Source organism: Algoriphagus sp. AK58 (assembly GCF_014324365.1).
Lineage (GTDB): Bacteria > Bacteroidota > Bacteroidia > Cytophagales > Cyclobacteriaceae > Algoriphagus.
Genome location: NZ_QEIG01000020.1, coordinates 174,174 through 190,134, shown reverse-complemented (window position 1 = coordinate 190,134; position 15,961 = coordinate 174,174). Strand labels below are relative to the sequence as shown.

Sequence of the window (15,961 nt, the reverse complement as noted above, 5' to 3'; positions counted from 1 at the left end):
TTCGCATGGGCTACGTGTATGAATTTCCGGTGGTGGAAAGCTACCTGTTGCCGGGAGGCATCCATGAGTTTACCCTGACCTTGAACCTGTTCCGTTTGAATGAGCGGCAGACCAAAGATGAGGTGATCATGTGGTGATGGAGTTCTGGTAGGGAAGAGACGCGGTTGACCGCCATCCTCCAACTTTTGGGACTGATACATGAATCCCTGAATAGGAACCCAAAGGAAGTTTAGCCTAATAGCACAAAAATAAAAAAGCCCGAAATCATACCGATTTCGGGCTTTTTAGCTTGCAGAGAGTGGGGGGCATGCTTCTTCCCCTCGGATCTCTTCTATATGCCAATACCAATTTGGAAGGAAGCCGACTTCAGGTGCATATTTCAGGAATTCTTAGGGAGGGCATCTTGATACCGGTATCTCTGAAGGGATTTGGCCTGGATGGAATTCCGGGAATTGAACTCAGTGATATGAAAGGCGCCACCCAATGGATCAAAGCTTCTGGGCATTCTGCCCAATCCATTCATATCAATTCGACTGGAATGGACTGGCAAAGCCAACTGGCCAACTCGGGAATCCAGGCTACCAGGAGCCTGCTCCGAAATAAATCCCGTATCCGAAAAATCGAAATCAAATCCGGCCATCCCCTACTTCTCATTGATTCTTCTATCTCCAAAGCCCAAACCTTATGAAAAGTCTAATCGCTTCTCTGATTTTCTCGCTTCTTCTGGTTTATTCCTGCTTTTCTCAATCCATACAGGTGTCTTGGGATAAAACCACCGTTCTGATTTTTGACAGCCCCATTCAATCCGTCGATCGGGGAAACCGTTTCCTGCTCAGTGAACAGGATCCGAAAGCATTGAACATGCTGAAGCTTAAAGCAGGTACCAGAGAACTTCCCGAAACTAACCTTCATGTGCTGACTGAAGACGGAGACATCCATGCGTTTGAGGTTTTTTACTCCGAAAATCCCGTCATGACTACTCCGGATTTTAGAAAACATACCCTGGGAAAAAAGGCCATATCCGGTTATGGATTTGACAGGGAGGACTTTAGAAAATTGGCAGAACACCTTGGGACTGCCTCTTCCAGCTTGATCAAAAAGCAATACCGGTATGAGGTTCAGTTTTGGCTGAAAGGTATCTATTATCAAGATGGTCTGCTCTTTTTTGACTTGGGATCAAGAAACGATTCAGCTATCCCTTTAGAGGTGGTAGGTCCCGAAGCTAGGGTAGTGGATGCCAAATCCAAAAAGCAGGGTTCCTCGCGGGAACTGATGCTGTCACCCTGGATGGATTTCAGTCAGGACAAACCCATTTTAAAATCAGGTGAAAACCGATCACTGCTGATGGCTTTTCCCGTTTTCACCATTTCAAATCAAAAGCGTCTGATTTTTTACCTCAAGGAGAAAAACGGAGACCGCGAACTCCAACTCAGCCTGAAAGGCAAAAACTTTTGCAAGCTATTCCTTTACCTATGTTTCACACTAAACCAACTATTGCACATGGATCAGGAGAATTATGAGTTTCTGACAGAAAAACTCAAGTATACTGGCTTTGAAGCTAAGCTAAACACCAAACTCAAAGAGGAAATCAAATCCGGTAAGGAGTCCTTTTCAATTGGTACGACCCTGGATATCGAGGGAAAGAAAATGGATGTGGACCTGCATTTTAAGAAATCGGCCATCTCTGACCGGTATTTCTTCAACAAGTTTGATGCAAGTCTTCGGAATGAAAACCCCGAATTGGAGCCCAAAAGGCATACGTTCTACCAGAACCAAGGGGTAACGGCCAAAGAGGCCTTTAACCTGTTGGAGGGTAGGGCTGTATTTAAATCCCTTACTGACTCAGACAAGGAGCCCTATAAGGCATGGCTTCAGTTGGACCTTTCCGCTAAAGAGGATAAGAACAACTTTCAGGTCAACCAATACCATGAAAAGTACGGGTTCAACCTGGAGGAAGCCTTGAGAAAGCTTCCGATCAAAGAACTGAAGGACGATACCAAAACTGAATGGATGATCAAGGCGCTTCAAAAAGGAAACACTTACCCTGTCGTCATGGAGCGAAAGGGGCTGGAAGAAGTGATGTTTGTGGAAGCCAATCCCAAATTCAAATCCATCAATGTTTATGATGCCAGCATGAATTCGGTAAAGACAACAGAGATTCTTGCTAAAGATCAAAAACAGTCTCCAGAGCAAAAGTCCGATGACCTTTCCGGTAAAAAAAAAGACCTGAAGCAGGGGGAGAAGGCGGGGATTCCTGAACCGACCCTCAGTCAATCGGTAAGCAAAGCCCGAAAAGGGCCCAGAATTTGATTATATTAGAGACCTATTTGACCTATTTGTTTTTGGTGATAGACCCGGTCCGCCTGGACTGGGTTTTTTTGTGAAGTCTTTTGAAAAGAAATAAACGATAAAAACGCTGACTATTATGTTGCTGGCATTTGCCTGAATGAAGGATGATTTTGTGTTGACCTTTGTGATTTGGATTAATCTCCTTCCAAATACATGATGATCTGGGTATGTGGAAGCATAGCTTTCACTTTTTCTCCTTCGCTTGGGGGAAAATTATTTCCGTTAATCGCCAGAATTTTTAAGGTATTGGCAAGTTTGGATAAGGAGTCAGGAAATTTGGTAATTCTGTTTCTTCCCAGAACTAAGGTCTGTAGTTGAGTTAGATTCCCAATGGAGGCAGGAATTTCTGTGAGGTGGTTATACACCATCATGATTTCCTTCAGTTTGCTGAGTTGTCCTATACTTTCAGGAAGTTCTTTTAGCTTACATTCATTTGCACTGAACGCCTCCAGGTTTTTAAGACCGCCGAAGCTTTGGGGTAAAAAATGAATTTCTCCGGATAAGGTGAGGAACTTTAAGCTACTGAGATTTCCAAAACTTTCGGGAATTGTGGTTAGGTTTAGGGTCAAAAAGAGTCTTTCTAGTTGCTTAAGATTTCCAAAATTTTGAGGGATCTCCCTTAATCCAGAGGTATTTCCCAAAGAAAAGTCTTTTAGATTACTAAGGTTTGAAAAGCTCTCCGGGAGCTTCTGATAGTCCCCTGATAGCCAAAGAGTGTGCAGATTGGTGAGTTTGCCGAAATCTTCAGGTAAAATTGCATTGGGACCATTGACCTTGAAAAAGCAAAATTCCAAGGCTGACAAATTGGAAAAAGAATTGGGAATACTTTTAGACAGGTTAGGTCCCCTAAAGGTTTTTAGATTCTTAAGGTTTCCAATGTTTTCAGGAAGTTTTTCGATGGAGTTAACATCCAAGTCAACATAATTCAAGCTGGTTAATTCACCGAAGGTTTCAGGTAAATGTGTTATTCCTGCATCGACCAAATCCAAAAACTTTAGCTTTTTCAGGTTTCCAAAACTTTCTGGTAATTTTCCAAGATTCGGGACGGTATTGATGATAAGCGTATCCAGTTCTTTTAGATTTCCAATGTCATCAGGAAGGTTTTGAATATTGTTGTGTGACAAATTCAGGTAGGTGAGTTTGTGATAACTTTTGGTGATTACTTGAGGAAATTTGGTTAAGGGATTGCCGGGAAGAATGAGCCTTTTTAGATGCTTTAAAGCCTGTAATTCGGGAAACTGCTCTAAATCCTCGAATCTCCAAGCTCTTCCATCTCCCAACATGGCGATCTCTATCACATCTCCATTTTCATTTTCCTTGTAATAGTAGTGTTCATCCAAAATACCTAATGATTCCAATGCTTCTTTTTGGTGATATTCTCCACTGGTAAATTCCACTGTGTCAGAGGCAGATTTACTTCCGTACCAGGTAGTCCAAATGATTTTGATGGTGGTATTTTCTAATCCGTAAACTTTGATATTGGGGTATTCATTGTCAGGCATATAGGTTCCTGTACTCATTCCTGCCAGATTTTTGTACTCACCCAGAATAGTCCACTTTCCCCGATCGAATTCTTTCCCATAGAGTTCAATTCGTGTTTGGTGATAATCAGATCTGGATTCGGTGATTTCAGTTTCCAAAGGGCTAAATGAAACCTTAACCGTATCCACTATTCTCTTATTGTTTCTCCAAAGTTCCCAAAGCAACAAATACTCTTCTCCGGGCATGCCATGGAATATGGTTTTTGGATCTTTTTCATCAGAAAAGTAAACTTTATCTTCTTTCAGCCCGCTTAAAATGACCCAATTACCCTGCTCATTCGGCCTTAAAGAATCAGCGTTAAGCCGTACCATAAAGTCTTTTACATCCAAGACATCTTTACCTCCATGGCTGGGAGGTGGCAGTTTGAGATCATTTGGTTCTTCTTCTATTTCCTGACAAGAACTGAGGATTGCGATTAAAACCAGGAGGATAGGTAATAGATGTGTCCTTTTCATAAGGTTGGAAAGTGAATTATCCCGAAAGGGAATGATTAATTCTGACTGGGAACTTCAAAAAATCCGAAAGGATCAGTTTTGATAAAGAGCAGTTTTTCGTCGCAGTCAAATGGATTCATGTTTTCTCTGCTACCGGCAATTCTAAAACCATTATCTCCGTCTACCAAAATGTCTTTTGCATATACACTCGTCGAAGATTCTCCATAGGATTTTCTCCATTGTATTGACCTGTCACCGCCAAACTTGACAATTCCCATTTTCCTTTGGTATGAATAGGCATTTTCAATCCCAATAGCAATTAAACCATGCTCAGGTGTTTCTTTGACAGAATAGAAATAATGGTAAGGGTCAATGTGATCCAAAAGTTTTTCCCCAGTTGGGAGTACTTCAAATATTCGTGCATTATAAGATTGGGAATTACCGACACTGTTTCCTCCAAAAACAATGTTCCCATTTTCAAGCTGAATAAGCGTTTGTGCTATATCGAAATTTGAATTACCGTATGTTTTTTCCCAAAAGATTTCACCGGTCTTTGAAAGTCTCAAAAGCCAAAAATCCATTTGGTCACAATCACCCGAATTAGATTCTTGTTGGTTACAACCCTTGATTACTTTTGCTCCAAGAATTACTAAATCATTTTCTCGGGTAATCACTATTCTTTTGAAGGAACTTCGTGGGAATTGATCAAAGTATTTTTCCCATAATATTTTTCCATCTGGACTTAATTTCATCAATACGCCCCGATGAAGCACATCTATGTTGTCTGAATTAAGATCTCCAATCAGGAAAATTTCCTCATTTTGATCTTCTGCGATATCTTGAATTTCAACACCTCCTATTCCACGATTGAATAGTTCAATAGCTTTTACCCAAATCTCATCTCCGTTCCCGTCCAGCTTAATTACATGGTGATTACTCATAATCAACAGACCAGTCTTGGTTAGGACAGCCTGGATTTCCCAATAATCTCCATTCTCATAAGGAAATGATTTCATCCAAATCGGATTCCCCAATGGGTCTATTTTGGCAACAAAGTTGAAATAATTGGAGCCATTTTCAGACGACTTTCCTACGGCAAGGTAATTTCCATCCGGTGCCTTCAATAGAGTTTGGATAAATCCGGAAATACACTCTTGATCCATGCTGAAATTCAGATACTTCAGAAAAGTCTGATAATCTTTTTTCGTGGTAAACTCAAATTCCTCCGAATGGGAATTTCCCTGAGGATCCTTGGCGATAACTTTACCTTTATAATTTGTCAAACCCTTAAGGTTATCAATGATCAGGCTGGTTTCAATGTACTTATCCTCAAGTATATTTTCACCCAAAAGAATTGTATAATTGGGCCTAAAACCCTCAGGGTCTTTGGACTCTTCCCACCTTAAAAAAGCTTTGTTGTAAGTTACACTGTCTACGTAAACTGTAAAATTCTCAGGGGGACGGTTTGTTTCAGTTTTATCATCCGATTGATTGGGATTTTGATCATCTTCGGAAAGTCCTTCGCAGGATAACAAAATTGCCGATAGGGCAACAAATAAAAAATTAATTTTCATTGTTAAAATCCGTTTTAAAGCTAAAAATGATTCAATGTTTCAAAAATAAATTTTCAGTTGAATTATTTCAAACCTCCTTTTGCAACGGTTTGATATTCAGTTTAATTATTTTTTTGGGAGATTTATTTTTTGAAAGTGAATGGATTAAACGTAAGATTGATTTTCCGCAAGAGATAAGTTTTAAAGAGATTTAAAAATTTCACTAAGTGAAGAAAAAAAGGAATTTATTGAGGTTAGCGAATGATCAAATATTAAACTTTTACTCAGTAAAATTTTGAACTATCACTGTTTATTCTGGAAGGTTAAGAGCCAATTCGTAAACAATATAAAGACCACCTCGGCAATGTGAGGCAAGTGCGGCGTAACTCCTCGGCCAACTTCCGCATCGCCACCATGGAGCAGGCCAATGCAGCCGAAGAAGAGAGCACCTTTACCCAGATCAAGCCGACCAGGAAGCGGGAACCCAAGCACAACGTAACCCAGGGCGGACAGGAAGTGGCCTGGCTCAATGCCAGTCAGGGAGAGATGGTGGGGCCGGGTACCACGCAGGAGATCTTCGAGGGGGACAGCGTGACCCTGTCGGTACACGGGAAGTTTCTGGACAGGAAGAAGACACGAGTCAACGAAGCCAGCTTCGCGACTGTGGGTGAGGACCGAGCGTTAAAAAACAGTCCGGGGGACTGTTTTAGCGAGGGGCCGGGTTGCAGGGAAGGGCCCTGCTGGATCAGCTGAACGAACTGGCACTGAACAGCCAAATGGCCGGAGGACCCAACCCGATCGCGGTGCTGAATCTGGTGGACATCGTGGCCAAGGACCTGCAGAAGAAGGAAACCCCGGAGGCCTACCTGATCTATGCACTATACGATGAGGACAGCAATAGATACGAAGTCGGCAAGAAGGTCCTGACCCGAAACGCCGCCAACCAACACGAGGAGCTGGAAGAGAAGCTGGCGATCAAGAAAAATGGCTATATTGAAACATTCGTGGTCAATGAAACATCGCAAGATGTCTGGTTCGACAACTTCAAGATCCTCAGCCAAGGATCGATCCTAGTGCAAGAGACGCATGGAGCCTGTCCCGATGAGCGCAGCGATATCGGGAATCCTTGGGGCTTGGAACTGACGGGCATAGGATACGAGTACGCCGGGGTGAAGAAGAATAAATACCTGTACAACGGCAAGGAACTGATCGAGGACGCTGGGCTTCAGTACTACGACTATGGAGCGAGGATGTACGATCCGGTGATAGGTAGGTGGGGTGTTGTTGACCCCATGGCAAGTGAGAGGGAATGGGTCTCGCCTTATAATTATGTTCAAAACAACCCTATTTTAAGGACTGATCCGGATGGAATGCTAGATGATTATTATAACAGAGAAGGTCAGTTTTTATACAGGGATAATCAAGAAACAGATAATATTAGGGTAATTGACCAAGTGGATTTTGCAAATATTCAGCAAAGGTATTTGGGAGTTATGTATGATGAAAGGCAATACAATAATAGTTTGGTGAAAGAATTAAATAGTAAAAGTGTAGGAATTAATCAAGCAAAACTTTCAGATAGGGCTGCGTCAAATATCTTTACTCATATTCTAAGTAATACGAAAGGAGTTGATATAAGACTTTTATACAATGGAAAAGTTTCGATTTATAGAGGTGATTATGGCTATGGCCCACCAGTAGGATTTAATGATCCTGAAACGGCTTCAGGTATAGCTAATACGGGGATTAAGGGCTTGACAAAACCTTTTCGCGGCGATGCGGCAAATGGAACTATAAAAATTACAGTTAATTATTTTGATTCTCAAAATAATTATCTTTCTACAGTATCGAATGTTCAAAACGCTTTAGGTGAGCATGAATTTCAGGGACATGGTTTAAAGAGGTATGCTACAATAGGAGGAGGGCCGCACTACAAGGCCTATGAATTTCAGATGAGGGATTCCAGTCCCAGTTGGAAAAAGACTACCCCAACGTTTCAGAGATATATTAAGGAGAACTATCAATATTACAACTCAAGAAAAAAGTGATGAATGTCAAGTATTTTTCTCTTTTTATTTGTCTGACTGCATTTGCGTGTTCAACCCCGAATATTTCGGATCTAGGTAATTCTGGTTTTGAAATAGAGCTTGAAACTGTTTTTATAAACCACTATAAATCTGATTCTTTGAACAAGTCTAGACCTTTAGTTTTGCCAAGGGTTTACTTTACCTTTCGGGCCGATAACTCTTCATCAGATTCAGTCTTGGTAATTTTAAATAAATATTTTAGAGAGAGTGAGGAGAGTTTTCCTCACTTGTATGTTTTGTTTAAATATGGTAATAGTAAAGATACTTTGATTCTTTCTGACTATGAAAGTGTGAATCCTATTATCATATCTCCATATTCAAAGAAGCTTTTTGTAGTAGGAGCTCCAGTATTTAAGTATGTTGAAATGGATAAATATAAATCGGAAACAGCTTCAACACTCATGAAACATATTGCCGATAATTGCGAAGTTATATATAGAAGTCCAAAGCCAGAAGATGCAAGGGTGTTAAAGTCTCAAACCATCAAAAAGTCCAAAGACTTTAGAGTTTTGTTTAGGGATCCGGCTGATACTACAGTAGAATAAAAAAGAAAGGCCTCTCCCTCTAAGAGTAAAAGAAAGTTGATTAAAACTAGGTATGAGATTGCACCTATACCTTTATATAAATACAAATCCAGTACAGCAGTCGGAAGTAATTTTGATTACTACGATTATCCTGATGTAAAGATTGTCATTTAAGCATAGAACATAAATTTCTAAACTATTTAAGGTAAGATTTTTCACCACCCAATGCCTTTCAAATCCTTTTTCCTTTTCTGTGTGTTAGCCAACATTTGGGTTTTAGCTTTTTCCAAGACCCTGCCTGCTGGACCCAAGGTGCCTATTTTCGGAGGAGGCATGCCAAAAGGGATTCCTACGAATGGTTTGGTGGCTTTGGCTTCCAATCCGGAGATACCTTATCTCGAGGAGTTGCGTCAGGTTCAGGCTTTGAAAAAGTCCTACGATTCCCTGCGATCCGAGGTGAAGAAACTGAAGGAAGCTGCGCAGGACAGTACCACTCAGGACTCGGTGGTAAGTGTGTTGAAAGCAAAGGGACAGGAGGTGCTGATTCGAGAGTCAGAGATACTTCAAAGCATGCTGGAAGAGCAGGAGATCCCCGGAGAGGAATTGAAGTCAGCTGTGGATCGTACCCTGGAAGGTGTGCAAAGTTCCAAAGCCAAGCTGGCCCAAGTGTCCGATCTGGAGGGCTTGGATGGAATACTGGATCAGAGTGAGGAAAACCTGAAGGCCCTGATCAATGAATGGCTGATGCCCAAGATCGAGCAGACGCTCAGCGGTACGCTCTCCGAAGGCTGGAATCCGGCTGAGGCCAAGATCCCTGATTTTTATGGGAAGGATGCACTTGATCAGCTGATGCAGCAGGGTGCCGATCCCGAGGCACTGATGGCACAGGCGAAGGAGACTGCCATCGGTAAGGCCAAGCACATTCCGGATGAATACCTGGAAAAGCTGAATGGCAAATCCGCCAAACTCCTGCTGGATACACTGGGAAATGTACAGGTAGAGCTGCTGAAAGATCCCAAAAGGAAACTTCATCTCATCGAACCCAATGAACTCAAGGATGCCAAACTGCTGGAGCGGACAGGCATTCTTCTATGGTACGATCCCCTGACTTCCTTTGGGGAGGGAATCTTTGCAGAGGCAGGGCTAAGCTATGGATTTACCCAGCAGGTGGAAGCCTATGGTACCTGGGTTGCCAAGCGCTTCTTTGATGAGCGTAAGGGGCCTATCCGAGAGGGAGACGGCTTGCGATTGGGGCTTCGCTTCACCAAATCCACTTGGGCTATCCAAACCTCTTTTGCCAAGATGCGGATGGACATCAGGTATCCCACCGGATACGAGCAAAACAACTTTAGCGGCACTCAGTGGTCAGGAGAAGTTGCCTTGGTCAAGCCCATTCCCATGGGTGAAAGTATCCGTTCGGTGGTGATCCTCTCTTGGGACCCCGTCTATCAGACCAACAGAAGTCTGTCGGGTTCGGCCCTGCAGCTGAAGATAGGTTTTGAATTATTTTCCTTTAGGAGAATGAAGGAATCAACAGAGAAGACAAAAGTTTTTAAAAATCAACTGAATGGTCTTCAAAATGGTGATGAATTGAAAAGCAAGGCTCCGGCCTCTATTCAGTTTTGAGCATACCCACTTGCTAACACGAAAACCTAAATGCTGGATATCAGAGTACTTATCCTTTCTTAAATCCAAGGTTCAATTTTCCTTTTCGGAACAACTGTAGTTTTAATAAATTATTTAATTATGAAAAATGTAATCTTCCTATTTCTATTCTTTGGTCTTGGTTCTCACCTTGGTTTTGCACAGGTCGCGACCTCTCTTTCCGTTATAGATTCACGGTCAACGTATCTTCCTCCTTCCAATTATGGAAAGGAAGTGAGGTTTGAGTTTAAGGAGCGTTCCGTGATGGGACTTTCAGGTTCGGAATATTATGGTGGTACCATGACATTTGCACCTTGGTCGGATAACTCCGGTGGTACACACCACCAACTCGGATTCATAGATCAGTTTGTTTACTACCGCAATGGATATCCCCAGTCTTCTTCTTGGGGTTCCTGGCAACAATTTATCCTAGCCAATAGTGCTGGAAATGTAGGTATCGGTACTTCCAACCCCGGATACAAGCTGGATGTGATAGGCACTGTACGGGCAAGGGAAGTAAAAGTGGATATGAGCGGAGCGGATTTTGTATTTGAACCAGATTATTCCCTGATACCTCTCAAGGAACTGGAACATTTTATTACCCAGCGAAAGCATCTGCCCGGAATACAACCTGCTGCTGAAATGCAGGCCTCGGGAGTTAACCTTGGCGAGTTTAATACTCAACTTTTACAGAAAATTGAAGAACTCACTTTGTATCTGATCCAACAGGATAAAAGGATTGAAGATCTCACCAAAGAAAAAAATAGCCTGGAGGACCTTCTTCGAAGAGTGGAGGCTCTGGAAAGGAATTAGTGATTGGGAGTGAGTTAAATATTTTGGTAACCAATGCCTCTTCAAGCAACTGTTTATTCAATTGGTGCAAAAAAAACCAATCTTACCCCCTACTGGGTGTAGAAGAAAGTTGATTGGGACTAGGTGTAGATTGTCCGCTCTGCAAACCGGCCTCTCGCTAAAAAGCTTTACTAAAGCTTTTCTGACGCTCGATCCTACCTTTCTATCCAAACAAATTTGTAATTTGCTTATGATACAAGATGATATGAAAGTAGACCAATTGTAAATTGGAAAGGATATTAGGGTAGGACAAGGTGTTAAGAAATCTTCCCTTTGGAAGATTTTAACCTTGGGCCGGCATGCAGGGCGGGTAAACTTCACCCAGTCCTAACCTGGATTTGACTACATTTAGACGGGGGCCGAGCAAGATTGAATCGTCTATACCTTCAAAAGCACAAAATTTCACCCGGAAGTACTACGATTACTCTTCGGGTAAAAGGAGTCCCAATTAGGGTCGGTATAGATCCTTACCATCTTATGATCGATAGAATAGGAGAGGATAACAGTGTTCCCGTTGAGATTTTCTAGATGATAATCCTTGATTTGGTTTACAAGTAGTTGGGTCTATAGACAAAAAACAGTAGGCTGATTTTTTCATTTCAGCCTATTGTTTCTTTAATGCTAGGTTAAGTGCTTTTTATTCCTAATCACTTCTGATTTTTTGAATGATTACTTGCTTCAAAAAAGTCTGTTTACAGCCGCTTTTTTAGTTCTTTCACCCAAATCAAACCAAAAAAATTTGGTAAAATTTCTAAATCAAAAGAAATCACCGCCTGTTTAAATACCCCCAAATTGGGTGAAAAATCTTTCTTTACCCCTTGATACCTTTGATAACCAAATTTCTTATTTGGTTAGATTTTGGTTTAATGAATATAAAAAATGGGAAAATTTTTTTCCCTCTTTTTTTAAATTCAAAAGACAGCTAAATTTTTTGAATGTTTGGATCTATACCAATCATAGGTTAGCGCTTTACTTATGCCTTGGTCAGTCATTAAATAAAATCCATGGAATTGGATACCTGACCGTTGAACATGTCTTTTCCTAATCTGTGCAATAATTTGATCTATCCATTTTGAGATGGGAAATTCACAGCTTCCTCCCTGATTATTGGGGAGAAAATATTTTGAAAAATGACAGTCTTTTGACCAAGAAGATTCCTGCCTAGAAATACATTTTGAGTTTCCTTAAAACCGAGGCTTTCGGATTCCAGGTCGCTTCCCTTCAGTTGATTTGGTATTAAGAATTTCTTTCAGTGCTTTCATCTCCTCACTGACTTTATTGTCGAGAATTTTAGCGTAATGCTGTGTTTGGGTAAGGGATTTGTGCCCAAGCATTTTGGATACTGTTTCCAAAGGGACCCCGTTGGCTAAGGTAACGGTAGTGGCAAAGGTGTGCCGGGCAATGTGGAATGTCAACTCCTTGTTGATTCCGCAGAGATCAGCAATCTCCTTTAGATATGCGTTTGTTTTTTGATTGCTGGGAGTCGGAAGTACTTTTCCGGTTACCTCTGTTACCGGATGATTTTCATATTTTTCAATAATTCTCAAAGCCTGGGGCAATAAAGGAAGACGGGTAGGAGTATTGGTTTTTTGCCGATGTGTTACCAGCCATCTTTCCCCATCAAACCCAGTGATCAGCTGTTGCTTTCCTAAATTTTTAACATCTATGTAGGCTAAACCAGTGTAACAACTGAAGATGAATATATCCCGAATCTGATTGAGCCTTTCGGTTGGAAATACTTTTTTGGAAATTCTTTCCAGCTCCTCCTCTGTCAAAGCCTCACGGTAAACTTCCTTCTTCACCAACTTGTAATTCATAAAAGGGTCTCTTGGAATCCAGCCCCTCTTGACACAGTCCAGAACGATTTTTTTCATATTGGCAAGATACTTCACGGTGGTATTGTGGGAACATTTTCTTACCGACTTGAACCAGTACTCATAATCTGAAATGAATTCGAAGTCCAGCTTTCCGATTTCAATATCGTCCTTCCCATATTTCCACTTGATGTATGCCTTTGTATGGTCAAAAGAGGTCTTGTAGCGCTCCAAAGTTCCTGGAGCAAATTCAGAACCCACCAAGGATTCCATGTGTGCGTTATGACGCTTGAAGATCTGAAGAAGATGTTGGTTTTCTTCGCTCTCTCCAAGAAGCAGATTTCGTAAGGCATCAACAGTTACATCTTTACCTTTCTCCATCAGTTGAAGTCTAGCTTGCATAACTTTGATTTTAATGGAATCCAAGAAAGCATTTAGCCTAAGAGCATCTTCCTTGGTACCTGTTGCCATACCTGTTTTTGAGGCCCACCGTTTTTTGGACCAATCCAGTTTGGTGGAAATTTCCCTGGTTTCCCCATTGACTGTGAGCCGGAGGAAAATATGCCGGAGCTCTTCGGTAGATTTTTTCCTTGCTTTTAGGAAAAAGGTCATTCGGAAGGATTTTTCGATCATTGGACTAATTTTTTTAAAGTGGTTGTTAAGAATTTTCAATTACACATCTGTTGTAGAATTAAATTCAGGGAGAACTCCTGAGGGGGAGACCCTTTTTTAGAGATGGCTAAAAAAAAAGCGTAATTAAATTCTTAGATACATGTACGCCGAGATTTACGCTTTTTTTATTTGATTTCGTTTGATTTTAATTGAATTCAAACTAAATCAATTGAGTATTCGACGTAAGTATTAGATAGAATGGATTTTATCTCCTTAAAAGTTGGTTTCTCTTTTTAATCAATTGAAAAACAGTGTTTTATAAATTATTTTGTTCTCAATTTTGTAAAAAGAAAAAAGCTCAACAAGTGTCTTTTGTTGAGCTTTAAAATAGTTTGAAAACTAAAAACGCAGAGAGTGGGGGATTCGAACCCCCGGTACAGTTTAACCCGTACGACAGTTTAGCAAACTGTTGGTTTCAGCCACTCACCCAACTCTCTATTCCCGTTTGAACTTGGCCGAAGTCAAGCTTCCCCGTTCAAAGTGATGCAAATATAAACCAAATGATACTATTTATACAAGGCACAAGCTTCAAACAAGGCTCTTAAAGAAAAAATCATATTAATTGTCTGAAAATCAATTTGAATATTTCAGGAGGGGGAATGAAAAAATAAAAATACCCAGTAGTGGGTATTTTTATTGATGGATTCAAGGTTTATTTTTGGTCAAACTTCTTCCAGATTATGATTATTCAAACTTTGAAATGTGATTTTTTAATAGAGGAAAGTGGGAAAATGGACGGCAAACTGTTCATTTACTCTGATTCGAGGGAGGAACTTCAGCGTTTTTTTGGTTCTTCTGTCATTGATTATTCCTCAAGACCAGATTGGAAGTATTGTGCAGTTACCTGCAAACAAAATTTTGCACATTCTCTGATTTTAATCGTGAAGGAAATCGATTATAGGGACTTTTCTTCCAAACGAATGGTCCTGGTTTAACCGCCGTTGATTTACATTCTGAAGTTTTTTATTAATTCCTAAACAAAGTAAGATCAATGCTTTTTGGACCAGGTTTGGGATGAAAAGCATTTTTTGTTGGGGGTTCTACTTTTTTCCGTTCTCTTTAGAATAATATATGGCAATGTTCAAATTTCAAGCATTATATTCTTTGAAAGCGTCGTTTTTTTAAATAAAATTTTTTCCTCAATTTTCTGAAAGAAACACTTTCACCCACATTTACCGTGATTAGCACCGCAGATATTGAAAACCTTGTGCCGGACTTCCTGATGGAATCGGGCCATTTCTATATGGTCATCACAGATGTGGAGGGCCGCATTTTGAAGTACAATAGAAACTTCGAACGTATAGGTCGACAACCTGAGCAAAAGGAGTTTTGGAAATACCTTTCGGTCGATTCTGCAGAGGAATTTTGCTACTCTTTAGAGCTAATGCTTGGTGCTCCGAAAATCACGAGGCACCTCTTGCTTGAACATCCTATTCTTTCGGATTCTAGCTTTTCCCAGGTTTGGTGGGAATTTTCGGTGATAACCACTCCGGAAATGGATATTTCAGCCATCATAGGAATCGGTGTTGGAATTCAATTTTTAGAGCAGGAAATGCCTTGGAATAGTTTGGTGGATGTATTGGGTTTTGGAAAAATCACCTTGAATTCGTCTTTTGAGATTCAAGATTGGGATGAACGTATTCAATCCTGGTTTTCTCCAAGAAAAGCAGATTGGCTTCATCGGCCCATCACGTCCACCAAAGTCTTTGAGGGATTGACAAAGTCGGATTTTCTGATAAATCAGTGTTCACCCGAATCAAAACCTCAGTGTTTTCTTACTAAGGTGAATGGCGGTATGTTTTCATCCTATGCTTCGCTTTTAACTTCTTGTGAAGAAGGTTTTCAGTTGTTTATGGTGCCCAAAGATCAAAATTCAATCGTCAATTCACCCAAAAAGGTGTTCAATCAGGAGATTTTGGAATCCATACCGGATGCGGTATTGGTTTTGGACAAGCAAGGGAAACTTATTCAGCAAAATGAGCGGGGAATTCTTTTGGGTAGAGCCTGGAAAGGTCGGGCCTATTCCGAAGGTCAATCTCTAACCTTTCCAAATCAGTCCAATCGCTTTACTCGGTTGGTGGCAGCAATTGAGGAAGCCAAATTGGGCGTACAAAGTGAATTGGAGATCAAATTGTTGTCGCCATCAAAAGATTTCTCTTTTTGGAATATCCTCGTGAAACCCACTTTTACCGAAAATGGAACCTTTGAAGGAATATGGATGCATGTCAAAGATGTGACTTTTTATAAAAATCAAGTGAACCTGCTGGCAAAGGAAAATGAAATCCTTCGAGAATTTGCTCTTTATCCTTCCCACATTCTCAGAGGCCCTCTTTCGACGATGATGGGATTGTTGGAATTGATAGACAAAAGACAATTGGACGCTGAAAATCAAAAGTTATTTGATTACCTCAAGCCACTGACAAAAGAAATGGATCAAGCAATCCGCCAGCATGCAAAAAAAATGAGTGCTTTTGATTGAAGCACTCATTT

The 15,961-nt window shown here is 40.9% G+C and carries 11 protein-coding genes and 1 tRNA gene; 8 read left to right on the top strand and 4 right to left on the bottom strand.

Annotation, left to right across the window (positions count from 1 at the left end):
* The first annotated feature begins 307 nt into the window (after window positions 1–307).
* Window positions 308–688: a conjugative transposon protein TraM gene (gene traM / locus DDT91_RS17720; RefSeq protein ID WP_187177525.1), complete on the top strand. Its 381-nt coding sequence runs from the start codon at window positions 308–310 to the stop codon at window positions 686–688.
* Entirely contained in the window at window positions 685–2,310 is a 1,626-nt protein-coding gene (locus tag DDT91_RS17715; RefSeq protein WP_187177524.1) for a DUF4138 domain-containing protein, read from the top strand. Before traM ends, DDT91_RS17715 begins: the two co-directional genes overlap by 4 nt.
* Window positions 2,311–2,483: 173 nt before the next feature.
* Here the strand turns inward: DDT91_RS17715 and DDT91_RS17710 are convergent, their stop codons facing one another.
* Entirely contained in the window at window positions 2,484–4,346 is a 1,863-nt protein-coding gene (locus tag DDT91_RS17710; RefSeq protein WP_187177523.1) for a leucine-rich repeat protein, read from the bottom strand.
* A 35-nt stretch (window positions 4,347–4,381) separates the two neighbouring features.
* Window positions 4,382–5,899, bottom strand: coding sequence for a hypothetical protein (locus DDT91_RS17705; RefSeq protein WP_187177522.1), 1,518 nt, complete (start codon window positions 5,897–5,899; stop codon window positions 4,382–4,384).
* 393 nt (window positions 5,900–6,292) lie between these two features.
* On the opposite strand from DDT91_RS17705, the gene DDT91_RS17700 reads away from it, so the two are divergent.
* From DDT91_RS17700 to DDT91_RS17680, 5 genes are all read left to right on the top strand, one after another.
* Window positions 6,293–6,631, top strand: coding sequence for a hypothetical protein (locus DDT91_RS17700; RefSeq protein WP_187177521.1), 339 nt, complete (start codon window positions 6,293–6,295; stop codon window positions 6,629–6,631).
* Between the two features lie 23 nt (window positions 6,632–6,654).
* Entirely contained in the window at window positions 6,655–7,926 is a 1,272-nt protein-coding gene (locus DDT91_RS17695; protein WP_222718679.1) for an RHS repeat-associated core domain-containing protein, read from the top strand.
* Window positions 7,926–8,510, top strand: coding sequence for a hypothetical protein (locus tag DDT91_RS17690; protein WP_187177520.1), 585 nt, complete (start codon window positions 7,926–7,928; stop codon window positions 8,508–8,510). The genes DDT91_RS17695 and DDT91_RS17690 overlap by 1 nt, the downstream gene beginning before the upstream one ends.
* 204 nt (window positions 8,511–8,714) lie before the next feature.
* Window positions 8,715–10,115 (top strand): hypothetical protein, encoded by a 1,401-nt coding sequence (locus DDT91_RS17685; RefSeq protein ID WP_187177519.1) that lies wholly within the window; start codon window positions 8,715–8,717, stop codon window positions 10,113–10,115.
* Between the two features lie 120 nt (window positions 10,116–10,235).
* Window positions 10,236–10,946: a hypothetical protein gene (locus tag DDT91_RS17680; protein ID WP_222718678.1), complete on the top strand. Its 711-nt coding sequence runs from the start codon at window positions 10,236–10,238 to the stop codon at window positions 10,944–10,946.
* 1,223 nt (window positions 10,947–12,169) lie between these two features.
* On the opposite strand, the gene DDT91_RS17675 is transcribed toward DDT91_RS17680, so the two are convergent.
* Window positions 12,170–13,411, bottom strand: a complete 1,242-nt coding sequence (locus DDT91_RS17675) for a site-specific integrase (protein WP_255502177.1) — start codon at window positions 13,409–13,411, stop codon at window positions 12,170–12,172.
* A gap of 408 nt (window positions 13,412–13,819) precedes the next feature.
* Window positions 13,820–13,908, bottom strand: a tRNA-Ser gene (locus DDT91_RS17670).
* A 740-nt stretch (window positions 13,909–14,648) separates the two neighbouring features.
* On the opposite strand from DDT91_RS17670, the gene DDT91_RS17665 reads away from it, so the two are divergent.
* Window positions 14,649–15,950: a hypothetical protein gene (locus DDT91_RS17665; RefSeq protein WP_187177517.1), complete on the top strand. Its 1,302-nt coding sequence runs from the start codon at window positions 14,649–14,651 to the stop codon at window positions 15,948–15,950.
* The last annotated feature ends 11 nt before the right edge of the window (window positions 15,951–15,961 follow it).